Source organism: Streptomyces sp. N50 (genome assembly GCF_033335955.1).
Taxonomy (GTDB): domain Bacteria; phylum Actinomycetota; class Actinomycetes; order Streptomycetales; family Streptomycetaceae; genus Streptomyces.
On record NZ_CP137550.1, the window covers coordinates 403,502 to 426,299 of the forward strand.

Below are 22,798 nucleotides of genomic sequence, written 5' to 3' on the forward strand. Positions count from 1 at the left end.
CAGGCGTGAGTCGCCGAGACGCCGCGCACGGCGCTTCCGATGCCATCGGGTCAGCCCTCTACGGTCTGGCCACCAGGGCCGTGAGACGTCTTCCCCGCGACATGAGCCTGACGTCCGCCGCCACCTTGGCCACCCTGGACAAGACCGGCCCGCGACGCATCACCGATCTGGCGGTGGCCGAGGGCGTCACCCAGCCCGCGATGACCGTCCTGGTCCGGGTGATGGAGGAATCCGGACTGGTCGAACGGAAAGGCGATCCGTCCGACAAGCGGGTCACGCTGGTGTGCCTGACCGAGGCCGGAGCGTCGTACGTCCGGACGCGACGCCAGGCGGGCGTCGACGCGTACGCGCGGTTGATCGGGAAACTCACCGGTGACGAGGTCGAGGCCTTGGCAGCAGCCCTTCCGGCGCTGCAGCATCTGGCGGAGCTGGAAAGCCACGCCCGAGAGGAGTCGGACCGGTGACCGCGGCCCAGGCTCATGACCAGCCCATGAGCACTGCCCTGATACGTCCCGAGGCACGTCCGCTGGTCCCCGCCCTGATGTTCATCGCCCTGGTCGTGGCGGCGGTCGCCAGCCTCGGGACGCCGCTCATCACCAGCGTGGCGACCACGTTCCACGTCTCCCTCGACAACGCGCAGTGGACGCTGACCATCGCTCTGCTCAGCGGCGCCGTCGCCACACCCGTCCTCGGCCGGCTCGGAGCAGGTCCGCACCGGCGGGCCACGATTCTCGCCACGCTGGCGATCGTCGTCGTCGGCAGCGCGCTCACCGTGCTGCCGCTGCCGTTCGCCTGGCTGCTCGTGGGCAGAGCGGCCCAAGGCGCCGGACTCGGTCTCACGGCGCTGATGATGGGCGTGGCCCGCGACCATCTTCCCGAGGAGCGCAGCGCGGCCACGATCGCCCTGATCTCGGTGGTCTCCATCATCGGAGCCGGCGTCGGCTACCCGCTGGCCGCGCTGCTCGCCGAGTTCGGCGGACTGCGGGCCGCCTACGGCCTCGGCCTGCTCGTCACCGCCATCGCCTTCGTGACCGCGTGGCGCTCCATGCCCGCAGCTCCCGAAGGCCGCTCCGCTCACGTGAACGTGGCCGGTGCGCTCCTCCTGGCGGGTGGACTGCTCCTCGTCCTGTTCCTGGCCGGCGAGAGGAGCCTGTGGAGCCGGCACCTCGCCGTGGCGGTCATCCTTGCCGTCGCCGCCATACTCCTGCTCTGCGTCTGGACCGTTTCCGAACTGCGAACGACGACGCCCCTGGTCGACGTCCGGGCGGTACGGCACCCGGCGGTCGCCGGGGCGAACATCGCCATGTTCGTCGGCGGGAGCGGCATGTATCTCCTGCTCACGCTCATCACCCGCTACGCGCAGACACCGCACAGCGCCGGCTACGGCTTCGGACTGACCACCTTCGTGGCGGGGCTGGTCCTCATCCCGTTCTCCGTGCTGGGGTTCGTCGCCGGCAAACTCACGCCGCGGGTCCGCGAACGGATCGACGGCCCCCTGCTCCTGGCCGGCAGCGCCGCCATCGTCGGCGGCGGGTTCGTCCTGTTCGCCACCGCCCGGTCCAACCTGGCCGAACTGCTCGCGGCCATGGGGGTACTCGGCTTCGGCGTCGGCAGCTTCTCGGCCGCCATGCCCGGCGTCATCCTGGCCGTCACCCCCAAGAGCGAGACGTCGAGCGCCATGAGCCTCAACTACGTCGTCCGCAGCGTCGGGTACTCCCTGGGCAGCGCCATCGGTGGCCTGATCCTCGCCGCGGGCACCGGCCCCGGCCGCCTCTTCCCCGACGACAGCGCCTACACCACCGCGGCGCTGGTCGGCATCGGCGCCATGGCGATCACGACGCTGACAAGCCTCGTTCTCGCCCGCCGACGCCCGTCCGAGACCAACTCATAAGTCAGATGCACTCGTCCAACACTGGAGGTTCCATGCCCAAGGGCTACTGGGTCAGCGTCTACCGCACCATTTCAGACCCTGAGAAGCTGGCCGCGTACAACGAGTTGGCCCCTGCGGCCGTCCAGGCAGGGGGCGGCCGGGTCATCTCCCGTGGCGGACGGGTCGTGGCGCATGACGCCGGAATCGCCGAGCGCACCATCCTGATCGAGTTCGACAGCTTCGAACAGGCCGTCGCGGCGCGTGAGAGTCCGGCCTACCAGGAGGCGTTGGCCGCACTCGCCGACGGCGTCGAGCGCGACTTCCGCATCATCGAAGGCATCGACTGACCGAGGTCCAGTCGGATCTTCACTGAAGATCCGCCATCTTGGTTTTCGCTGGTGCGGCTGCCGGTGTGGCGGGTTCGGGGGTGCTCGTGCTGGTCGTGGGCTGCTGTCTTGGGTCTTGATCGTCTGACAGCGGTCGAGTTCGAGGTTCGCCAGGACGAGCACGGCGCGGAGCTGACGCCGGCCAAGCCTGGTGCCAGTATGTCTGCCCAGGTCATGCCCCCGGATCGTCCGTCAGGGGCAGGCACTCGGTGAGCAGGTCGACGACGTCGCGCCAGGCTCGCTGCGCGTGCCGCGGGTGGTAGCCGACACCGGGGACCACGGGGTGGTCGACCGTCGGGTGGTGGAAGGCGTGCAAGGCTCCGCCGTAGACCGTGAGGCGCCAGTCGACGCCCGCGGCCTGCATCTCAGCGGTGAACGCCTCGCGTTGCGCGGGCGGCATGACCGGGTCTTCCGACCCGACCCCCGCCCACACCGGGCAACGGATGCGCGCTGCCTCGCCCGGCCGGCCCGTGGTCGTCGCGTTGACTGTCCCGATCGCACGCAGGCTGACGCCGTCGCGCCCGAGTTCCAGCACGACGGCGCCCCCGGTGCCGTAGCCGACGGCGGCGATCCGGCCCGGGTCGGTCCGCGGTTCGGTACGCAACACGCCCAGTGCCGCGTGGCCGATACGCCGCATCCGGTCGGGATCAGCTAGCAGAGGCACGCAACGGGCCAGCATCTCCTCGGGATCGCTCACATAGCGCCCGCCGTGCAGATCGAAGGCCAGCACCACATATCCCAGCTCGGCGAGAGCATCCGCCCGGCGGCGCTCGACATCGCTGAGCCCCATACCCTCCGGTCCGAGCAGCACCGCGGGCCGGCGGCCGACACCCGCCGGGAGCGCGAGGTGCCCGACCATCGTCAAACCGTCGGCCGGATACTCGACCGTACGCGTCGTCATCGCCGTCACGAGACGGGACTGTAGTGATCGTCGAGCCCGGTCCGGCCCCTGTTCTGCCACTGGCAGAGCAACACGAACATCCCTCTGAAATTGAAGTATGACGAGGGCTCACAAGAACCACCACACACCTCGACCCCACGGCAACTATCCATCCCGTTGCCCCGTTGACCCGTATCCCGTTCAGACCTCTCACCGGATTGACGATGGGTTCTCAGCTTGTTCTTTATGGTCCGAGCCATCTTGAAAGTGCGTGACGCGACCCGATCAAGTGCTGAGCAGGGTTGTGGCCATGGTCAAGGGGATGACGCCGCTGCCCAGGATGGACCTGGACAGCGGCGTCGAGGACGTGACGCCGTCCGTCCTGGAGTGGCTTGGCGAGCAGAGGGTCGGCGCCATGATCCGGGTCGACGCGGAGCGCATGCGTGACGGTCAGCCCGCGTGGACATTTGCCGCTTCTGGTGGGCCGCTGGACGGTGGGATGAGGGCCGACGGGGCCTCGGTCGCCGACCGGACCAATGCGCGGCCTGTCACCGCCACGCTCCCGCACCACCTTCAGCTACCGCTCGAACTGCTTCATCCGCAGCCTCGTGAACGTCCCCGCCCGCAACGGATCAGCCCTCAATACCCCACGCATACAAGGAAGATGCGCTGATCGCGGCCTTCTGCCACACCCTTGGTCGGCCTACGCGGTTGTGGCGATGCCGCCGTCGACGGGGATCACGGTGCCCGTGAGGTATGCGCCTGCCCGGCTGGCGAGGAACACGGCGACGCCCGCCATGTCGTCGTCGCGGCCGATCCGGCGTAGTGGGGCCGACGCCGCGATCGCCTCGCCGAGCTCGTCGAGGGTGGCGGCCATCATCGCCGACGGGAACGGTCCCGGCGCCACGGCGTTCACGGTGACGTGCTGCGGTCCCAGTTCCTTGGCGAGCACCCTGGTGAGTTGATGCAGTGCGGCCTTGCTGCTGGAGTACGAGTAGTTGGGCCGCTGGGGGATGTGGATGGCGGCGATGCTGCCGATGTTGATGATCCGCGCGGGATCGTCGGCGGTGCCCGCCTTGCGAAGTGCGGGCAGCAGCGCCTGGACCAGCCAGAACGGCGACTTCAGGTTGAGGTCGACGACCGTGTCCCAGGCCTCGTCCGGGAACGTTTCCAGCGGCTCGTCCCACAGGGCGCCCGCGTTGTTGACGAGGATGTCGAGACGTTCCGAGTCGGCGGTGACGAGGTCGGACAGGCGCCGGCACTCGTCGTGGCGGGACAGGTCGGCGGGGATGGCCCGCACCTCACCGAATGCGGACAGCTGCTCCTGCGCCTGAGCACACGCTTCTGCGTTGCGTGAGCTGATGACCACGTGGACGCCTGCCTGGAGAAGGCCACGCGCGATCATCATCCCGATGCCTCTGGTGCCACCGGTGACGAGCGCGCGCTTTCCTCGCAGATCGAAGAGTTCTGCATGCGTTGTGAATTGGTTGTCTACCACTTGCCGTCTTTCTCGTTGGTCGTGCGGAATACTGCGTCGACGCGTCGGGTGTTCGGTTCAGCTGTCTCGACGCTATGGCCTTGAAGTGCACTTCAAGCAAGCGGATCAGCCTCTGCCTTCGCCCGTACGACGCGCCCGCCGAGCCGGTCACCACGCAGGGATCCGAACGAACACCTGCTTGTGATGGCGAGTCAGCGGTCCTTGGCCCTCGCCAGGGCGATGATCGCGAGCCCCATCCGGCGGACGGCCCGACGCGATGCCTCGCGGCAACAGCGGCTCAAGTCGGGCCCACTGGCCGTTCGTCAGATCCCCACGTCCCACAGGACGTGATCATCAACGATCAAGATCAACTTTCGCGGCAGACCAGGATCCGCGATCACGGCCGATGGCCGAAGTCGATGCGCATCAGCCGACTGTCGGCCCAGTCTTCGAGCCGGGTCGGCCGGATGGTGCCGGGGTCGTGGGGCTGATTGAGATCCGCCACGATCTCCGCCAGCACGGCCCGCCGTTCGGCTGGGTCGGTGACAGGCGTGGCCTGTGCGGGCAGATCCGCACGGATCCCGTTCTTGAGGTGAAAGGTGAAGTTGGGCTGGGCGAGAAGGTTCGCATGCCAGTCGGTCGCGGCACCGCCGGCGCCGCTGCACAGGTAAGTGGTGCCCGCGGCGCGGTAGAAGAAGATCTCGATGCGGCGCGCTCGGCCGGTACGGCGCCCCAGCGTCGTGATGTCGATGATCCGTTCTCCGGTACCCGCGGCGGGGGTGATCTCGATGGCTCGCCGGATGCGGTCGGGCAGGTGGGACAAAGACGCGTCCCGTGCGAAGTCGTTCGACCCGGTCGTGTCGGGAGTGCTCACGCGGTCTCGGCCTGAAGGGCGGGGCCGAGGAGGAGTCCACCGTCGATGACGTACTCCGAACCCGTGATGAACGACGCGTCCGATGACGTGAGGAACAGGAGGAGCCGGGTGACGTCGGTCGGCTCTCCGAGGCGGGGGACGGCGAACGGCTCGGGTGAGTAGAAGTCGGCAATCGCCGTGGTGGCGCCGGCTGCTGGTTCGTGGATGAAAGGGGTCGCTATCACGCCGGGGTGGATGGTGTTCACCCGGATCTGGTCGCGGCCGAGTTCGAGCGCCGCCGTTTGCGTGAGACCTCGCACGGCCCACTTGCTGGCGACGTACGGCGCGTAATACGCCGTGCCGCCCAGGCCCATGGTCGAGGCGATGTTGACGATGGCTCCCCCTGCCGCGCGGCGCAGAGCGGGGGCTGCGGCCTTGATGCCGAGGAAGGTCCCGGTGAGGTTGACGTCGAGGATGCGCGACCACGTGGCCTGATCCGTGTTTTCGATCGTCGCGGGCGGATTCTGCACGCCCGCGTTGTTGACGAGCACGTTCAGGGCGCCGAAGGCGCTCTCGGCGGCCAGCACAGCGGCGGACCACGAGCTCTCGTCGGTGACGTCGAGGCGGACGAAGCGAGCGCGGGTGCCGAGCTCGTCGGCGAGAGCGGCGCCGCGTTCCGCGTCGATGCCGCCGATCACCACGTTCGCTCCCTCCACGTGAAAGGCGCGCACATGGCTCGAGCCCTGGCCGCCGGTCCCACCGGTCACGAGCACGGTCTGGTTGTCGAAGCGCGGCATCAGATGTTCCTTCGATACGTGGGTGAATGACCGGGATCACCAGTGATGAACGGCGGCCAGTGGTGAGCCGAGCGACTCACCATCGCCGCGACACTAGGTCGACGGCAGTAGCGAGTCAAGCCACTCACCTCGTATGCTCGGCCCATGAGCAGGGTCGTGACGACGTATCACCAGCGGGTCGCCCAGGAGAAGCGCGCGCTGATCGTGGCGGCCGCGACCGCACTGTTTCTCGAGTTGGGCTACGACCGGACGTCGCTGGCGCGGATCGCGGAGTGCTCGGGCGTTTCGCGGGCCACCTTGTTCAAGCAGTTCCCGAGCAAAGCCGCCCTGTTCGACGCCATCGTGACCGAGTCCTGGTCGACCGCCGACGAGGAGGACCCTCCGCCGGCAGGCAACGTCGTCGACGGACTCGGCATCATCGGCCGCCGTTACGCCGAGCTGCTGGGCCGTGCCCAGATGACCGACCTGTTCAGGATCGTCATCGCCGAGCTGCCGCGGTTCCCCGAGCTGGCCCATGCGCAGTTCGCGCACGGGAAGATGCCCTACTTCGAGTCCGTGCGCAGCTACCTCCTGGCTGAGCACGAGGCGGGAACGGTGCGGGTCGAGGACGTGGACCTCGCAGCCACCCAGTTCCTGGGCATGATCTCCAACTACGTCTTCTGGCCGACACTCCTGGTGCCGGGCTGGAAGGTGAGCGCCGAACGCGTCGCCCAGGTGGTCGACGAGTCCGTCCGCACCATCGCCGCCCGGTACGCCGTGACCGGACCAGGGGCGTCCACCGACGACTGAGTCCGGCCGATGCACTACCGCATCCGCCACCGCAAACGATGGCGCGAGCTCTTGTCGCTGCTCAAGACCCTGCGCACCCGCTGGCCCGGGAAGAAGCCGCACGTCGTGCTGGACAGCCTCTCCCCCGCACAAGCATCCCGGCGTCCGGGCCTGGGCCGCGGCCCAACAGCGTCGAACCGGTCTTCCCGCCGACTTGCGGGCCCTGGCCGAACTGGATCGAGTCCGAGTTCGCCGCCTTGCGCCGCTTCGCCCTCAACGGCACCGACCACCGCGGCCACGGCGAACAGAACGCCGCCATCGGCACCCGCGTGCGCCGGCGCAAGGCCCGATCCGAACCGAAGGCCAAGTTCGGCGCCGACTCACAGATCCGCGCCGGGACCGACTACCCGGCCAAGGCTGCGTGACAAGCCTTTAGCTCGTCGTTTAACCAAAGGCGTTCGGCGGGGACGCGGCAACGGTGACCTGGGCTGTCCATGACCCGGGTTTCTGGGGCGGATCCCAGGTCACGTCGACGCGCGCTTCGTGGAATTCGTACGCGAGTCCCACCACCATGGCTGCCGCGGCGGCCTGTGCCTCGGCTGGGTCAGTGTTGGCCTGCACGTCGGCAAGACGACCGCAAAGCATCCCGCCTTCTTCTGTGAGGACACTGTGGCGCCAGCCTTCCGGCGTCGCCAGCAGGGCGATGCTTTTCGGCATGCCGAAGGGAGGCCGTCTCTTCTTCACGCGCTCTCGTCCCACCATGGCCCCTCTCGGTCGCTGCACCATCAAACACGCTGCGACGGTGTTCGAATCCTTGGCGCCCGCCATTCGGCGACACCTAAGTTGAGGCGTCCAGCAATCCCAGCCGAGCAGCGATCCTTGGTACGCACCAGATAAGGGGTACTCGTGCGAAGCAGATTGACGAAGGTCAGGGCGATGTTCGCGGTTGCCGTGGCCGCGCTGGCGCTGACCTTCAGCGCCGGCGTCGCATCAGCCGGTGCTGAAGGCGCCACCAGTCCCTACGCCTCCCAGGCCAAGCAGGCGGGACTCACCGCCTCTCAGACTTCGGCACTCCAGAACGAAGTGGACCGGTATCTCGCCCAGATGGGCGGAAAGCAAGTGGCCGCCAACGTGATCGACCTGGGCGGCAAGAACCTCATGTTCGTGGCTCTCCCCGGCGAGGCTCACCCCCGCGACATGACCAAGGGGGCGCTGGTCGACCACTGCTGGCCAGGTGTCACAGACGGCTACTTCTGTGCCTACGCCGGTGGGAATTTCACCGGTACTTCGATCCCCATGTACAACTGCGCCCGTTACCGAATTCCGTGGACAGCCAACGGATCGTGGATCAACAACCAGACCATCGGGACCGTCGCCAACTTCCTGGACGACAGCGGCGTCTCACGCTGGCATGACGGCGGCGCCTACAGCGATGACGCCGATGCACCCTGGTACTGGGTCCACTGGGTCAAGAACTGCTGAGCTTGTCATTTACGGTCCGGCGTCGAACGCAGGTCGAACTTGATCAGCGTTTTCGCAGTTCAGCGGACACGAAGGCGGCCTTCGTCTGATCCTTTACTCCGTCACAGAGTGGACCAGCGCGAAGGCCGTGTCGTGAGTTTGGTACATCAGGGTGTCCTGCGGGATGCCTTCGCGGAAGTGTCACACTTCCGGACGGAGTTGTACGCGTGTCTGACCGCGCGGGGCGACGCACTGTTCGAGTTGTGCGACGCGTTGCTGTGCACGGACGGGCCGGTGCGGACGCTGGTCGATCTGGCACTCGCACCGGAACATCGCCGCGGGCACGGGGGGTCTCTACGGCGGTCTCAATCAGGGGCGGATCGATGTGGCCCGGCTGCGCCGGGCGCTGGCCTCGGTGTCGCTGCCGCGAGCGGCGGACGGCCGGATCGTGCTGGCCGCAGACGTCTCACCGTGGCTGCGACCGGACGCCAACACCCGCCCTGACCGGGCTTTTTGTCACACATACGGCCGCGGAGGGGCAAAGCATCAGATGATCCCGGGCTGGCCATACTCGGTCGTGGTCGCGCTGGAAACCGGCCGGACCTCATGGACGGCGGTACTGGACGCGGTCCGTCTGGACCCCGGCGCCGACGTCGCCGCGGTGACCACGGTCCAGCTCCGCGAAGTCGTCGAACGGCTAGTCGCCGCCGGCCAGTGGAAACAGGGCGACCCCGACGTCCTGGTCGTGCTGGACGCCGGATACGACGCGCCCCGCATCGCCCACCTGCTGGGTGACCTGCCCGTCGAGGTCCTGGGCCGATTGCGGTCGGACCGGGTGATGCGCCGGCCGACGCCCACTCTCAAGGAGTACGCCCTGTCCTATCCCCAAGGCGGGCGACCGCCGAAGCACGGCGGTGAGTTCGTCTTCGGCGACCCGGGAACCTGGGGCACGGAGCAGGCCGTGACAGCCACCTGCACCCGCCGCTACGGGAAGGCCACCGCCCAGGCGTGGGACCGGCTCCACCCGAGGCTGACCCGGCGGGCGGCCTGGCTCGATCACGAGGGGCCGCTGCTCATCATCGCGGGCACCGTCATCCGCCTGGCCGTGGAGAAGCTGCCCAGCGGCGGGGTGAACAAGCCGCTGTGGCTGTGGTGGTCGGGCACCGCCGCCACAGAAGCGGACCTCGACCGCTGCTGGCAGTCCTTTCTGCGACGCTTCGACATCGAGCACATGTTCCGCTTGTTCAAGCAGACGCTCGGATGGACCCGGCCCCGGCTCCGCAGCCCAGAGGCGGCAGACCGGTGGACGTGGCTTGTGGTCGCCGCCTACACCCAGCTCCGGCTCGCCCGCCCACTGGCCGCCGATCTACGGCGTCCCTGGGAGAAGCCGGCCGAGCCGAACAGACTCACCCCCGCCCGGGTCCGGCGGGGGTTCAGGAACCTGCGAGCGAAGACCGGCTCTCCAGCCGGTGCACCGAAATCGTCAACACCCGGACCAGGAAGACCACTTGGCTCGAAAAACCGCCGCACAGCCACCCGTCATGACGTGGGCAGAGTCCTCGTGACGGGCGAGGCATACAGCCGGCCCGCCCACCACAAGGTCGGCACGAAACCCCGTCGTACTGGATAAACGTCAAGTTTAGGGTCCGTGTGACGTCGTGATCAATCGGCTGCTTGCAGGAGATCTCCGACCCGGATCATCGAGGCGCGGAGTTCGAGGCCGCGAGGTGACTCTCGGGTGTCTTGTCGAAGCGTGTAGCGATGCCGCGCCAGTCCTTGAGTCGGTTGATCAGTCGCTCGACGGTGTTGCGGTCACGGTAAAGATCGGCGTCGAAAGTGACAGGACGGCCGCCACGGCTACCCTTCTTCTTGCGGTTCGCGGCCTGGTCCTTCTTCTCCGGAATGACCGCCTTGATGCGGCGCTTGCGCAGGTAAGCGCGGTTGGCGTGGGACGAGTACGCCTTATCTGCGGCGACCGCACCGGGCCGGGTGCGGGGTCGGCCGACCGGTAGAAGAACGCGGATCTCATTCAGCACGGGGACGAACTGGGGGCTGTCCGCGGCCTGCCCTACGGTTAGAACGAACGACAGAAGGCGAAGCTTGCGGTCGGCAGCGAGGTGAATCTTGCTGGTCAACCCGCCGCGAGACCTTCCGAGCAGGGCTTGGTCCAGGCGGAGCCTGCGTCGGCGGCGGACGCGCTGGCGTTCGGTCTGCGCGGGCTTGTTTTCACCCTTCCGCCCGTTCTGTTCCGCCTCGTCACCCCCCTTTTGCCGGGCCTGTTCCTGCTCAGCCGCGGCCTCCTCCAAAGCCTCGATGACGTTCTTGCCGAGGATCATCCCGGCGGCGTCTCGATGAGCGCGGACGGTCGTGGAGTCCACGCTGACCAGAGATAAGTCCGTCTTGCCCTGACGGGCGGCTTCGGCGATCAGGCCCTGCAGAAGGGCGGTGAAGACACCGGCGTTCCGCCAGACCCGGAAGCGCCCGTAGACGGTCGGCCAGGGCCCGAACTCGCCCGGCATCTCACGCCACTGCGCGCCCGTCCCGAACCGCCAGATCACCCCCTCGAACTGATCCCGCAGCCGCTCGGGGTACGGGCCGTACTCGCCTATCGGCAGGAACGGCTCGATCAACTTCCATAGTTCATCGGTGAGTTGTCCGCGCGTCACGATCGTCTTCCTACCGGATCCGCCTTCCAGGCGGATCCGGACCAGCAAGAATGATCACGCCATCACACAGGCCCGTCGGAATCGAGTCCGAGCCGGCGGACCAGGAGGGCAAGCTGGTCGGCGAAGCGTTCGATGAACTCCGGGGACTGCGGGTCGTCCCCGCACACGCCCGCGATGACGTGCGGAAGGGTGACAGGGGCCATCGCCGCCGCCATCAGCATGACGGTCAGGCAGGCCGGGTCCATCTCCCGCGGCAGGGCCCCTGCCGCCTGCCGTTCACGGATGTCGGCCACGGACTCCGCGAGACGCTCCGTGCGCGGCCCCTGGTCCGGGTCCGCCTCCGGGCCGGTGTACTCAAGGCCGCCCCAGGCCAGCAACCGCATGCCGTCCCGGTTCTCCAGCGCCTCCATCACATAGCGGCGCAGTTGCTCGGACAACGGTGTGCCGGGTTCGACGAGCTTGCTCGCCCGCTCGCCCCAACTGTCCGACATAGCCCGGAACAGGCCCTCCTTGCCGTCGAAATAGTAGGAGATCAACTGCTGGTTGACGCCCGCCCGCTTGGCGATCGCCGCGATGCGGGCACCTGCGTAGCCGTGCGCGGCGAACTCCGCCACCGCCGCGTCGAGGATCAGCTTGCGCGTGCGCTCCGGATCGCGCTGCCGCTCCGGCGGCTTCGGGGACCGGCGGGGCTTCGACACAGTCATGCCCGAACCATACACACAAGTGGCCGAATCAAACGACAATCGAGCTTAATCAAATGAACAGTTGACACGGTTACTCTAGTCGTTGATTGTGGGCTGCGGGATTCCTCAGTTCAAGAGAAGGAGTACGTGATGGAGAAGCACCCGCTGAGGTGGTGGGCGCTGGTGGTATGCGTCCTGGCCGTCCTCGTCGACATGATCGACAACCAGATCGTGGCCGTGGCGCTGCCTACCATCCACCACCACCTCGGTGCCGGAGAGGCCGCGATGCAGTGGATCTCCGCGGGCTACGCCCTCGGATTCGCCCTCACCCTGATCATCGGTGGCCGACTCGGCGACCGCTACGGCGCCAAGAAGCTGTTCTTAGCCGGCATGACGGTCTTCACCCTCGCCTCGCTGTCCGCCGGTCTGGCCCCGGAGCCCGGCCTGCTGATCGCCTCCCGGGTGGTGCAGGGCATCGGCTCGGGACTGATGGTGCCTCAGGTCCTGTCGTTCATCCACACCGAGTTCGACGAGGCCGAGCGCCCCAAGGCCATGGGCCTGTACGCCGGGGCCTTCCCGCTCGGCGGGCTCGCCGGGCCCCTGCTGGGCGGCGTGCTGACCGAGAGCGACCTGTTCGGGTCGGGCTGGCGCGCCATCTTCCTGGTCAACATCCCGATCGGGATCGCGGGCCTGATCGGCGCCCTGGCGACCATGCCGACCCGCCCGGGCTCCCTGCGCCACCGGCTGGACCTCGGCGGTCTGGCAATGCTGACCGCCATCGGATTCGCGGTGTTCTATCCACTGGTGCAAGGCCGTGAGACGGGATGGCCGCTGTGGTCGATCCTGCTCATGGCCGCGGCGGCGCCGCTGGCCGGCCTCTTCGCGGCGCACCAGCGCCGTCAGGAGAGGCAGGGAGGCGAGCCGTTGGTCCCGCCGGCCATGATGCGGGTGCGCAGCCTGTGGTCCAGCCTGACCGTGATGCTGTGCACCCAGATGGCGATCGGCGTGTTCTTCATGCTGACCCTGTACCTGCAGCTCGGGCTCGGCTTCTCGCCGGTCCAGGCCGCACTGGCCTTCGCCCCGGGGGTGATCGGCATCGTCGTCGGCAACGCCCTGGCGATGAACCTGGCCGCCAAGACCGGACGCGCCTTCCTCACGGTCATGACCGCGGTGCTGGCGACGAGCCTGGCCTCCATCGCCCTGGTGATCCACGCCGCGGGAGACGACCTGAACGTGTGGGAGATGCTCGGCCCGATCATCTTCTTCAGCTTCGGCATCGGCGGCGTGCTCAACGCACTGTTCAGCACAGCGATGGGCCAGATCCTGCCGCAGCAGGCCGGCGCCGCCTCCGGCCTGGTCAACACCACCGCCCAACTCGGCCAGGCCATGGGGATCGCGCTGTTCGGCACGGTGTTCTTCTCCCTGCTGCCGGACCACGGATACCAGTCCGCCACCGTCAGGACATTCATGGTGAGCATCGGGGTGACGTTGCTGGCACTGGCGCTCACGGCGGCGTTGCCCAGGCAGCAACGGGCCGAGGACAAGGCACCCGCTCCTGATCGCGGGACGTCGTCCGCTCCGGCGTGACCGCAAGCAGTACGCCGCGGCGGCGCTCGCCCCGATCCAGGGCAGCCGCGCCTCCGCGGCTGCGCCGTGCGGTGCCCCGGATTCAGGTAGGCGCGGCTGTCCGCGCGGCCGGCGGTGTCCCCGCCGGCCGCGTGATCGATCAGGACGGCGGCGTCCTTGTCCCCGTCGCTCGCTGCCGCGACCGCCTCGAACCGCGCCCGCACAGCGTCGAGCACGGGGAGCTGGGCAGGCAGCCGTGGCGGCCGTCCCGTCACTTTCGACGCCGATCTTTACCGTGACCGCAACACCGTCGAGCGACTGATCAACCGACTCAAGGACTGGCGCGGCATCGCTACACGCTTCGACAAGACACCCGAGAGTCACCTCGCCGGCCTCGAACTCCGCGCCTCGATGATCCGGGTCGGAGATCTCCTGCAAGCAGCCGATTGATCACGACGTCACACGGACCCTAGTGCGCGGGGGCGTGAATGATGGTGTCGACGGCGATGGTCAGCAGGAGCCGAGTCTGTCCCCTGCCGCCGTAGGAGGTATAGGGCCGGCCGGTGTACTTCTGGGAGAGGCGTTCGACGTTCTCGGCGGCACCGTCGGTGGTGGCCGCGATCACGTGCCCCTTGACCCCGAAGTAGCGCGTTGTGTCGTCGGGGTCGGCGATGCTCAGAGCGACGCGCGGGTCACGTTGTACGTTCTTCGCCTTGCGGTAGCCCTCGACGGTGTTGATGAGGATGTTTTCGCCGTCGGTGTCCACCCAGGTCTGCGTGAGCTGGGGCGAGCCGTCGGGCATCGTCGTGGCGATGAAGCAGGGACTCGGCCGCCGCAGCAGTTCGAGGAGTTCGGCCGGCAGAGCCGCCATGAGTTCGTGCCCTTCTGCAAGGAGGTCGGTAGAGGGAGGTCGCGGCGCAGGCATCCGCGCTCAGCGCACGGAGCGGAAAGTGGCCCGGACGTCATCGGTGAAGCGTTTCGGCTGCTCCAGGGCTGCGAAGTGGCCTCCTGCGGCGGGCTCGCTGAAGTGGATCACGTTGCTGTAGCGGCGCTCGATCCAGCGCCTGGACTTTCGCACGTGTTCCTCGGGGAACATGCTGAATCCGGTGGGCACGGTGATGGGTTCGGCGGGGGTCGGCGCGGAGGGGCGGGGTCCCCGGGCCATTTCCCAGTACGTCCGGGCGGAGGACGCTCCGGTGTTGGGAAGCCAGTACAGCATGATGGTGTCGAGTAGTTCGTCCAGGGTGAATGACGCTTCCGCGTCCCCTGGTGTGCCGCAGGTGTCCTGGTACATCGCGTAGATCCAGGCGGCCAAGCCGATGGGTGACTCCGCGAGCGAGTAGCCGATGGTCTGCGGCCGGGTTGCCTGTTGTTTGGCGTAGCCCGAAAGGTTCTCCCAGAACCGGCCGGCGCTGTCGAGCATGGCCTGTTCCTGCGCGGTGGCGTCCTTGATCTCCTCGGGTGTGGGCGGGAACATCGCGAAGTTGAGGTGCAGTCCGACGCAGCCGTCCGGGGCAGCGCGACCGATCTCGTCGGTGACCGCGCAGCCGAGGTCGCCGCCCTGTGCACCCCACCGCTGGTACCCGAGTCGGTCCATCAGGGTGATCCAGGTGTCGGCGATCCGGGGAAATCCCCAGCCGGGTGCGGTCGGCCGGTCGGAGAATCCGAATCCCGGCAGCGACGGCACCACGAGGTGGAAGGCGTCGCGTGGATCGCCGCCATGGGCCGCGGGGTCGGTCAGCGGGCCGATGACCTTGTGGAAGTCGAGGACCGAGCTGGGCCATCCGTGGGTCATGATCAAGGGGAGGGCGTCCGGTTCCGGCGAGCGCACGTGGAGGAAGTGGATTCCCAGGCCGTCGACGGTGGTGCGGGACTGGCCGAGGCCGTTGAGGGTCTTCTCGCACCGCCGCCAGTCGTAGGTGTGGAGCCAGTAGTCGTGCAGGGCACGGACCTTGGCCAGTTGGGGGCCCTGGCTCGTGTCGGGCACGGTTTCGGCGTCGGGCCACCGTGTGCGGGAGAGGCGTTCGCGCAGGTCAGTCAGCCGCTCGTCGGGAATGGACAGGGTGAAGGGCTCGATCAGTTCCGACATGGTGCATGCTCCGTATGCTCCGCACATTGGTCGCGCAGGTTGCAGGCTGGTACGTGCTGCCGTGGTGCCCGGCGATCAGGGGGTGCCGGGCTGGCGGGTCCGCTCGTCGGCGACGATCGCGGGCACCGCGTTCAGGACTTCTTGGAGCCAGGCCACTTCGGCGCGCAGCCGGTGCGCGCCGTGGCCGACCGCGAGGGCCTCGCTCACCGTCAGGTAGCCACCGTCGATGGCATGCGCGTTCAGCGCCTCGGTGGTGGAGAGCATCGAGGAGAGCTCGTCCAGCCGGGAGGTGATGACGGCGTGGAGATCATCCAGCTTCTCGGGGTCCAGGCGGGTGAGGGCCAGGTCGAAGGGGTCCGGTTTCATCCAGATGTGGGTGAGCCCCTGCGACTGCAGTTCCCGCAGCCGCCGCCGCCCTTCGTCCGTGATGCCGTAGACCTGACGTTCGGGCAGATTGCCTTCTCGCTCGACCCGTACCTCGGCGAGCAGCCCTTCCGACAGCAGCCTTTTGATCGCCTGGTACAGGCTGCCCACCGACACGTCCGTCCACAGGTGCAGATGTTCCTGCTCTGCCTGGAGACGGACCTTGTGCCCGTGCATCTCGCCGTTCCTCGCGAACGTGTCGAGGATGAACAACCTGATGGATGACATACGAGTACTCTTGCATGAGTACTCGCTCGTGGCAAACGTGGGCAGAGAGATCGGTCTCGGAGATCCCCGTGCCATCAGAACCACCGCGGACAGGTGGCCTCGACGGCCGGCTTCAGGATCTTGGAGTGCTTCGGGCAGAGCCGGGAGATGCCGTCCTCCAACACCATCTCCTACGTCGTACCAGGGCGGCGACGCCGGCTACGTCGAGTACCGAGTCACCAGCAGTCAGCGCGGAACCGGCCTGCCTATCCCTCATCGGCCTCCCGGTCGGCGGCTTCGTAGGCGCGGTTGATCTCGGCCATGTGCTCCTCCGCCCAGGTCCGCAGCCCCGCAAGCGCGACTTCCAGGGACAGTCCGAGTTCGGTGAGCCGGTAGAAGACCCGCGGCGGCACGGTCGGTTCGACCCGGCGCGACACCAGCCCGTCGCGGGTCAGGCTGCGCAGCGTCACGGACAGCATCTTCTGCGAGACCCCGGGCATCCGGCGTCTCAGCTCCGCGAAACGCACCTCGTCCGGTGCGGCATCGGCGAGCGTCTTGACGGCCATGGACGTCCACTTCGTACCGATGCGGTCCAGCAACTGCCGCGTCGGGCACTGGGGATCGAACAGATCGCCGCGCACCCCGCGACCGGCGGCCTGGGCTCCCTGGGTGGTCACCTGTGGCTCACCACCTTCCCTGAAAGTGCCGTCTGGGCAGCGGTCGGACAGTCACCTATCGTTTTGTGGTAACCAATGGTAACCAGTCGGAGGATCCGTCATGCCCGCCACCACCGCACCCCAACTGCGCCGCGTCGCGACGAACGGCGTCCAGCTCAACGTCGCGATCGCCGGGGACGGACCCGCTGTTCTCCTGCTGCACGGCTTCCCGCACACCTGGCAACTCTGGAGCGGCATCATGGGCCGACTGGCCGGGCAGTACCGGGTCATCGCCCCGGACCTGCGAGGCTTCGGTGCCAGTTCACGTGCCGTCGAGGGTTACGACGCAGGCACCCTCGCCGCCGACGCCGAAGGGCTGCTCGACGCACTCGGCGAGCCCTCGGCAGCAGTCGTCGGCATCGACGCGGGCACCGCCCCCGCCGTCCTGCTCGCGCTGCGCCGGCCCGGCCTCGTCCGGCGTCTGGTCGTGATGGAGGCGCTGCTCGGCCGCCTGCCCGGAGCGGAACACGTCATCGCGGGTGGCGCCCCGTGGTGGTTCGGCTTCCACGCCGTCCCCGGCCTCGCCGAGACCGTCCTGGCCGGCAACGAGGCCCCGTACATCGACTTCTTCCTCGACTCGGGAACGCTCGGGCGAGGTGTGCCCGACGACATCCGTGCGGCCTTCGTCCACGCGTTCACCGGGAGCGAGGCCCTGCGCTGCGCGTTCTCCTATTACCGGGCTCTGCCCACCAGCGCGCAGCAGATCCAGAACGCCGTCGCGACGGCTCGGCTGACCATGCCCACCATGGCCGTCGGCTCTCACCCCGTCGGCACCGGGCTCGAACGCCAACTCCGTCCCATCGCCGACGACCTGGTCGGACACCACCTCCAGGACTGCGGCCACATCATCCCCCTCGACCGCCCCGACGCCTTGTTCGCGCTCCTTGTTCCCTTCCTCTCCGCCGATCCGCCGAAGTGACCGGAGGGGGGCCGAAGGATCACGGTCGGCGGTTCGGGCGTTCGTCCCAGCGGTGAGTTGTCCAGGACCGCGGATCAGGCTGTGCACGGTGATGATGGTGTCGGCGAGGTCGAAGAAGGCATCAACGACAGTGACGCGATGCTCGTAGCACCGGTGTGGGTCCTTGAGCGGTCTGGCTGGCCGGGCCCGCGCCATCGGCCAGAGGCCAGAGGGCCTGTAATGCCGGATGGCGTAGGTAGTTCGATGACCCTCTGCAGCTTGCGCACACGCCGCTACTGAACTTGAACTCGTGATGTCGGGTGTTGTCAGGGCCGACCAGCGCGCTGCCCCGTGACCGAGAACGGGGCCTGCTGCTGGATCTGACGGACCGTGCGGCTACTCTCAGCCCACCGCGGCCTCGGCCGTGGCCAAGCCAACGATTTGGTCTGTGAGGAGCACTCCGATGGCTCGCACCACCCCGCCACGTCCGCTCGATGTCGAGACGCTGTTCCCTGAGGTGGCCAGCTATCGGAAGACGGCCGTTCGCCTGCATCCGCGCCTCGGCGATCCGAGCGCGCGGGAAAGCTCGCTCGGCGGGCCCGTGCTCTGGCCGCTCTCGGAGCCCTGGCCCCACTGCGAGGACGACCACCCGCGCACGGCGTTCTCCCCTCCCGACCAGGGACCGGTCCCGCTCGTCCCGGTCCTCCAGCTCTTCGCGGCCGACGTGCCTGACCTGGCCTTCCCCAGCGCCACCGATCTGCTGCAGGTGCTGTGGTGCCCCTTCGATCACGAGGACGGTTACGTTCCCCGCCCCGAGATCTATTGGCGGGACGGCTCCCTGAGCGACCTGCAGCCGGCCAACCGACCCCGCCCGACCGGCGCTGACAACGACTACCTTCCGGACCCGTGCGTCCTGCACCCTGAGCGTGTCACCGACTACCCCAACTGGGACCTCCCGGACGAGGTCGCCGACGCGCTCGAAGCCAGGTTCGAACAGCTGAAGGAGGAAACCGGCTGGTCTTACTGGTACCACCTCTCCGTGTCGGACGGCGTCAAGGTCGGCGGGTATCCGACGTGGACGCAGGAGCCCGACTGGCCGACGTGCCCGACATGCCGCGCGCGCATGGAGCATCTCCTGACGATCAGCAGCAACGAGTTCGATGGCGAGAGCTGGCGCACGTGGCTGCCCATCGAGGACACCCCGGCCACGGGAACCATCTGGGACCTTCCATACGAACAACGCACCGAGATCCAATGCCCCCCTGGGCTCATGCTCGGCGACATGGGCGGCATCTACCTGTTCGAATGCACCAGCTGCTCCGACAGGCCCTTCGCCTACCGCTCAGATTGCTCTTGACTGCGCGCTGCTTCGATCAAAGGGCCGAACTGGTGCCCGCGAGGCAGCCGTCGATCACTTCGGGGCAGTACCGCAGCATCTTGAGCTTGCGCTTAACGGCCCGGGTGATCTGGCCGAGGTCGGCCGCGACGAGATTGCCGATGTCGCGCTTGAACAGCGACCACACGCCTTCCTGCGGATTGAGGTCCGGGGCATAGGTGGGCAGCTGGAACACGGTGAGTCGTACCTGGCCTGCTCGCGGAGTTGCCGCGGAAGAACTGCTGGACGACCGCCGAGCATGCCGGTGACACCATTCCAGCTGACATACGCGACTTCGTGGTCGAGTACCTCGCCTACTCCTCCCCTGCCGGACACGCTGCCATCGGCCGGCGCCTGTACGTCCCGCGTTCCTGGACACAGGACCTCGACCAGTGCCGCGCAGCGGGGATCCCCCGAGGACTTGGGGTTCGCCACCAAGCCCGCATTGGCCGCCGCTATGGCGACTGGGCCCCGGTAGAGATCAACGACCCGAAGGAGGGCGCTGGCAACAGGTCACTGTCGGTGCGGCACAATCGGCGCACGGGCGAGCTTGCCTTCTACCGTTGTTACTCGACCGCTCCGGTTCCATTGACGACGCTGGTCAGGGTGACTGGTCGCCGCTGGACCGCGGAGGACCTTCCAGGCAGCCAAAGGGTTGGCCGGGCTGGACGAACACCAGGTTCGCCGCTGGACCACCCTGGCGACGCTCGCGCGCGCCTTCCTCGTGGTCACGGCCGCCGTCGAACGAACCGTGGCAACCTCACCTTCGGGGCTCGCCCCGCTGACCTGCGGCGGGATCCAACGCCTGTTCGCCGCATCCGTCCCCCGACATGCCCAAGGGCTGGCGCATCGCCTCAGCTGGTCACACTGGCGACGACGACACCGAGCCCGTGCTCGCACAAGCCACTACCAGCGTCAGATCACTGAAAAGCCGTGATGAAGATCTACAGCTGGACTTTTGGCTGCTTGCGGCGAGAAGGGCAACGACAGCACGGTGAAGGAAATGGTCCCTCACAGTTCCTCAACGCTCATTTTCTCGTGCTCCGGTGAAGGAGACATCGTTTAGCGCATTGCTCAGCCGTGCCGCTCAGGGGCGCGGCACAGGCCCTCACCAGCGATATGAGAAATGCGTGTCGCCGAGTCCGAGGCCGGGCAGATGGGGCCGCCTGACACTCGACGACACGGCCACGTCCTCCGGCTTCGCTACGGCAGGCCCCAGGCCGGCCCCGGCTCGCTGACGGCGACGGGCGCTATGACGAGTTCGGGACGGGAGCCGGAGTGGACCAGGACCTCGCGCCCCCGGGGAAGGTCGATGGCTAGGGTGCCGTCGCCCAGGTCGTGGGTGCGGGCGGGAGTGCCGTCGTCCAGGAGCACGGTGAGGGCCCCGGTGAGACCGTGCCGGAGCTTGAGCGGCTCGCCCGCCAGGCTTCTGATCCTGATGAACCGGGTCACCCCGGCCTTTCGGACGGCGCTGACCAGGAAGGCGCCCTGGGTGCGGAAGTCGTGCAGGGTCACGTCCGCCCAGGAGGAGGGGACGGCCGGGAAGACGCGGATCACGCCGCCCCAGCTCTGGCAGAACATGTCGTGCAGGGACTGCGAGGCGGACAGCGGCGTCTCGATGACCGGCCCGGCCTCGGTGTAGTGCGTGTTGGCACGGCAGGGGTAGCGCGTCGTGGGATCGAAGAACTTCCGCAGGTACGAGATCGCGGTGTCTCCGTCACCGGTCATCGCGTACATGGAGGCGGCGCCGGTGTAGCTGTAGCCCCGGTGGGCGCCGGTCAGCGCGTGCCAGTGGGTGACCGACTTCGTGATCAGGTCGCGGCTGCCGGGCTGGTCCCAGTTCACGAGGTACAGCGGGTACACCATCAGCAGGTGCGAGTAGTGCCGGTGGGACTGCGCGTACGGGGTGTCGGCGCCGATCATGAAGCCGTTGTCGTCGACCGGGTACGGCGTGAGCCTGGCCAGCACCTCCTGCCAGCGCGGGATCAACTCGTCGTCGACTGCGAGCAGTTGGGCGGACTCGATCAGGGTCTGGCAGCCCCATCGGATCAGGGCCAGGTCGTAGTTCGTGTCCTGTGGCGGTATGACGGGGTATTCGGGCGAGAGCGTGCTGGGCAGGTGGAGTCTGCCGTCGCTGCCCGGCGTGAGGAAGTGCAGGTAGTAGTTGATCGCCCGGCGCAGTACGGGATAGATCGTGTCGCGCAGCAGTGCCTTGTCCATGGAGTGCCGGTAGGACAGCCACACGTTGTGCAGCGCCCAGGTGAGGTCGCCGGTCTCGGCGCCTGTTCCCGGTCGGCCCACTTCGCGGTTGGCGAACATGTCGGAGCTGCGGCCGATGCCGGAGCTGTCCGCCTGGTAGGCGGTGGGCACGTTGGCGGCGAGCTGTTCCTGGTTCTGGCGCAGCGTGGTGGCGAGCGAGTCCAGTTCCGGGTGGTTGAAGGCGTGGATGAGCCAGTACTCCAACTGGACGTTGAGGTTCCACCACACCGCGGGCCAGGGCGTGGGCTCCAGCCACGGCCCGGAGGTCGCCATGACGGGGCCGCCGGCGCGGCTGGCGGAGGCGACCTTGTAGAGCTGGATCCAGTGGAAGCTCTGCAGGCGCTGGTCGGGAAACGAGACGAAGCTCTTGCGGTAGAACGTGTGCCACCACTGGGTGTGCCGTCGCCTGAGAGCGGTGTACGAGGCTGCGCGCCGGAGATTGCGCAGCGAAGCGGCTTCGGCCGCGGTGTCGGAGGGCGAGCTGTGTCCGACGCTGAGCAGCAGGTCATGGCCGGTGCGGCGGTAGGCGGTGGCGGTCTGTCCGCCGGTGAGAGGCTGGAGCACCTGCTCGGTGCCGTCTGCGGAAGTCCGGGTGGTCCAGGGCGGGTTGACGGTGTAGCCGGCGGGCGGAGCCTCGCTGATGCGCCGGGGGCTGAGCGCCTCTTCGGGGTGGAACGTCCAGGTGACCCGTTCGTCGCCGCCGGCCGTCACACGGGCGGCGAAGACCTCGTCGTGGATGAGAGCGGAGAGGGTGAGTGTGCCGACGGTGGTGGTGACGGTACCGGTGAGCTCTGCGTTCCACAGGCTCAGCCGCCAGTCGACGGAGGTGATGGTGCCGACCGGTTCGAGTGTGAGGTGGCCGACCGGCAGACGACAGGTGCCCCAGCCGCTGCCGAACTCGGGCCGATGGTCCTGGACCCGACCGTGCTGGATGGTGAAGCGGACCTTGTTGGCTCCCGGCTCCTGGTACACCATGCTGCCGAGCAGGCCATCCCCCAGGAACGGCCCCTCGTACCAGAGGGTGGGCAGTCTGCTCCACACCAGATCCTGGCCCCGCAGGAATTCCTCCCAGGAACCGTCGGCACGCATGGTGTCGCGGAGTCTCCAGGGGCTCCTGCCGGCCCGGGCCACCGGCACGACGTCGGCCGCCCCCTCCGCCCGTACAGGCTCGTCGGCGTGAGCCGTCCCACCGGGCAGGGCCGCGGCCGCGGCTCCTCCCAGCGCGGTGCCGAGTAAGACTCTGCGGGGCAGCGGCGAGTGGCTCCCCGGCTGTGAGGTCATCATCGTCCTCCAGAGCTGACAGTCATCGAGACATCGGGTGTATCGAGGAACCTAGGCATGCCCTAAGAACCTGTCAATGACTTCGACCGATAGTCGTACACGCTGAACAGCCATTCAGCTTCGGCTACTTGGGAAGTCTTGCG

General features: G+C 67.9%; 22 protein-coding genes and 3 pseudogenes. 12 read left to right on the top strand and 13 right to left on the bottom strand.

What is annotated here, in order from left to right; all coding sequences use genetic code 11:
- Positions 1-101: 101 nt before the first annotated feature.
- The 3 genes from R2B38_RS46350 to R2B38_RS46360 are packed head-to-tail and all read left to right on the top strand — an operon-like array spanning position 102 to position 2,217.
- Positions 102-464 carry a MarR family winged helix-turn-helix transcriptional regulator gene (locus R2B38_RS46350; protein WP_318023072.1) on the top strand — a complete coding sequence of 121 codons (363 nt, stop codon included), beginning with the start codon at positions 102-104 and terminating at the stop codon, positions 462-464.
- 26 nt (positions 465-490) lie between these two features.
- Positions 491-1,891 carry an MFS transporter gene (locus tag R2B38_RS46355; protein WP_318022222.1) on the top strand — a complete coding sequence of 467 codons (1,401 nt, stop codon included), beginning with the start codon at positions 491-493 and terminating at the stop codon, positions 1,889-1,891.
- A 32-nt stretch (positions 1,892-1,923) separates the two neighbouring features.
- A complete protein-coding gene (locus R2B38_RS46360; RefSeq protein ID WP_318022223.1) occupies positions 1,924-2,217 on the top strand; it encodes a DUF1330 domain-containing protein in 294 nt (97 codons plus the stop codon).
- 211 nt (positions 2,218-2,428) lie between these two features.
- Here R2B38_RS46360 and R2B38_RS46365 read toward each other — a convergent pair whose 3' ends face one another.
- Entirely contained in the window at positions 2,429-3,166 is a 738-nt protein-coding gene (locus tag R2B38_RS46365) for a dienelactone hydrolase family protein (RefSeq protein ID WP_318022224.1), read from the bottom strand.
- A 280-nt stretch (positions 3,167-3,446) separates the two neighbouring features.
- Here R2B38_RS46365 and R2B38_RS46370 point away from each other — a divergent pair, with 280 nt between their 5' ends.
- Complete coding sequence (locus R2B38_RS46370; RefSeq protein ID WP_318022225.1) at positions 3,447-3,809, top strand: hypothetical protein; 363 nt, start codon at positions 3,447-3,449, stop codon at positions 3,807-3,809.
- Between the two features lie 30 nt (positions 3,810-3,839).
- Here R2B38_RS46370 and R2B38_RS46375 read toward each other — a convergent pair whose 3' ends face one another.
- The 3 genes from R2B38_RS46375 to R2B38_RS46385 form a co-directional block, all read right to left on the bottom strand.
- Positions 3,840-4,634, bottom strand: a complete 795-nt coding sequence (locus R2B38_RS46375) for an SDR family oxidoreductase (RefSeq protein ID WP_318022226.1) — start codon at positions 4,632-4,634, stop codon at positions 3,840-3,842.
- A gap of 376 nt (positions 4,635-5,010) precedes the next feature.
- Positions 5,011-5,487 (bottom strand): nitroreductase/quinone reductase family protein, encoded by a 477-nt coding sequence (locus R2B38_RS46380; protein WP_318022227.1) that lies wholly within the window; start codon positions 5,485-5,487, stop codon positions 5,011-5,013.
- Positions 5,484-6,263: a glucose 1-dehydrogenase gene (locus tag R2B38_RS46385; RefSeq protein WP_318022228.1), complete on the bottom strand. Its 780-nt coding sequence runs from the start codon at positions 6,261-6,263 to the stop codon at positions 5,484-5,486. Before R2B38_RS46385 ends, R2B38_RS46380 begins: the two co-directional genes overlap by 4 nt.
- A 144-nt stretch (positions 6,264-6,407) precedes the next feature.
- Here R2B38_RS46385 and R2B38_RS46390 point away from each other — a divergent pair, with 144 nt between their 5' ends.
- Positions 6,408-7,052 (top strand): TetR/AcrR family transcriptional regulator, encoded by a 645-nt coding sequence (locus R2B38_RS46390; protein ID WP_318022229.1) that lies wholly within the window; start codon positions 6,408-6,410, stop codon positions 7,050-7,052.
- Positions 7,053-7,288: 236 nt separating this feature from the next.
- Positions 7,289-7,456, top strand: coding sequence for a hypothetical protein (locus R2B38_RS46395; protein WP_318022230.1), 168 nt, complete (start codon positions 7,289-7,291; stop codon positions 7,454-7,456).
- Positions 7,457-7,475: 19 nt separating this feature from the next.
- On the opposite strand, the gene R2B38_RS46400 is transcribed toward R2B38_RS46395, so the two are convergent.
- The gene (locus R2B38_RS46400) at positions 7,476-7,859 is read right to left on the bottom strand and encodes a hypothetical protein (RefSeq protein ID WP_318022231.1); all 384 of its coding nucleotides are present in this window, start codon (positions 7,857-7,859) and stop codon (positions 7,476-7,478) included.
- A gap of 108 nt (positions 7,860-7,967) precedes the next feature.
- Here R2B38_RS46400 and R2B38_RS46405 point away from each other — a divergent pair, with 108 nt between their 5' ends.
- Both R2B38_RS46405 and R2B38_RS46410 read left to right on the top strand, forming a co-directional pair.
- Entirely contained in the window at positions 7,968-8,513 is a 546-nt protein-coding gene (locus R2B38_RS46405) for a hypothetical protein (RefSeq protein ID WP_318022232.1), read from the top strand.
- A 132-nt stretch (positions 8,514-8,645) separates the two neighbouring features.
- Positions 8,646-10,122: pseudogene (locus R2B38_RS46410) on the top strand (NF041680 family putative transposase).
- Between the two features lie 32 nt (positions 10,123-10,154).
- Here the strand turns inward: R2B38_RS46410 and R2B38_RS46415 are convergent.
- Together R2B38_RS46415 and R2B38_RS46420 are read right to left on the bottom strand one after the other, a co-directional pair.
- Positions 10,155-11,158: pseudogene (locus R2B38_RS46415) on the bottom strand (IS5 family transposase).
- A gap of 62 nt (positions 11,159-11,220) precedes the next feature.
- Complete coding sequence (locus tag R2B38_RS46420) at positions 11,221-11,862, bottom strand: TetR/AcrR family transcriptional regulator (protein WP_318022233.1); 642 nt, start codon at positions 11,860-11,862, stop codon at positions 11,221-11,223.
- 129 nt (positions 11,863-11,991) lie between these two features.
- Between R2B38_RS46420 and R2B38_RS46425 the strand changes: the two genes are divergently transcribed.
- Positions 11,992-13,428, top strand: a complete 1,437-nt coding sequence (locus R2B38_RS46425; RefSeq protein WP_318022234.1) for an MFS transporter — start codon at positions 11,992-11,994, stop codon at positions 13,426-13,428.
- Between the two features lie 228 nt (positions 13,429-13,656).
- Positions 13,657-13,857, top strand: a pseudogene (locus R2B38_RS46430) (hypothetical protein); the annotation flags it as partial.
- Between the two features lie 19 nt (positions 13,858-13,876).
- Here R2B38_RS46430 and R2B38_RS46435 read toward each other — a convergent pair.
- From R2B38_RS46435 to R2B38_RS46450, 4 genes are all read right to left on the bottom strand, one after another.
- Positions 13,877-14,278 (bottom strand): TIGR03618 family F420-dependent PPOX class oxidoreductase, encoded by a 402-nt coding sequence (locus R2B38_RS46435; RefSeq protein ID WP_318022235.1) that lies wholly within the window; start codon positions 14,276-14,278, stop codon positions 13,877-13,879.
- Between the two features lie 60 nt (positions 14,279-14,338).
- Entirely contained in the window at positions 14,339-15,496 is a 1,158-nt protein-coding gene (locus tag R2B38_RS46440; RefSeq protein WP_318022236.1) for an epoxide hydrolase, read from the bottom strand.
- A gap of 75 nt (positions 15,497-15,571) precedes the next feature.
- Positions 15,572-16,147 (bottom strand): PadR family transcriptional regulator, encoded by a 576-nt coding sequence (locus tag R2B38_RS46445; RefSeq protein WP_318022237.1) that lies wholly within the window; start codon positions 16,145-16,147, stop codon positions 15,572-15,574.
- 245 nt (positions 16,148-16,392) lie between these two features.
- Positions 16,393-16,803: a helix-turn-helix domain-containing protein gene (locus R2B38_RS46450; RefSeq protein ID WP_318022238.1), complete on the bottom strand. Its 411-nt coding sequence runs from the start codon at positions 16,801-16,803 to the stop codon at positions 16,393-16,395.
- 100 nt (positions 16,804-16,903) lie between these two features.
- Here R2B38_RS46450 and R2B38_RS46455 point away from each other — a divergent pair, with 100 nt between their 5' ends.
- Together R2B38_RS46455 and R2B38_RS46465 are read left to right on the top strand one after the other, a co-directional pair.
- A complete protein-coding gene (locus tag R2B38_RS46455; protein WP_318022239.1) occupies positions 16,904-17,761 on the top strand; it encodes an alpha/beta hydrolase in 858 nt (285 codons plus the stop codon).
- Between the two features lie 442 nt (positions 17,762-18,203).
- Positions 18,204-19,097 (top strand): DUF1963 domain-containing protein, encoded by an 894-nt coding sequence (locus R2B38_RS46465; protein ID WP_318022240.1) that lies wholly within the window; start codon positions 18,204-18,206, stop codon positions 19,095-19,097.
- A 16-nt stretch (positions 19,098-19,113) separates the two neighbouring features.
- Here the strand turns inward: R2B38_RS46465 and R2B38_RS46470 are convergent, their stop codons facing one another.
- Positions 19,114-19,311 (bottom strand): hypothetical protein, encoded by a 198-nt coding sequence (locus R2B38_RS46470; protein ID WP_318022241.1) that lies wholly within the window; start codon positions 19,309-19,311, stop codon positions 19,114-19,116.
- 1,007 nt (positions 19,312-20,318) lie between these two features.
- Positions 20,319-22,655, bottom strand: coding sequence for a glycosyl hydrolase family 95 catalytic domain-containing protein (locus R2B38_RS46485; RefSeq protein ID WP_318022242.1), 2,337 nt, complete (start codon positions 22,653-22,655; stop codon positions 20,319-20,321).
- Between the last annotated feature and the right edge of the window lie 143 nt (positions 22,656-22,798).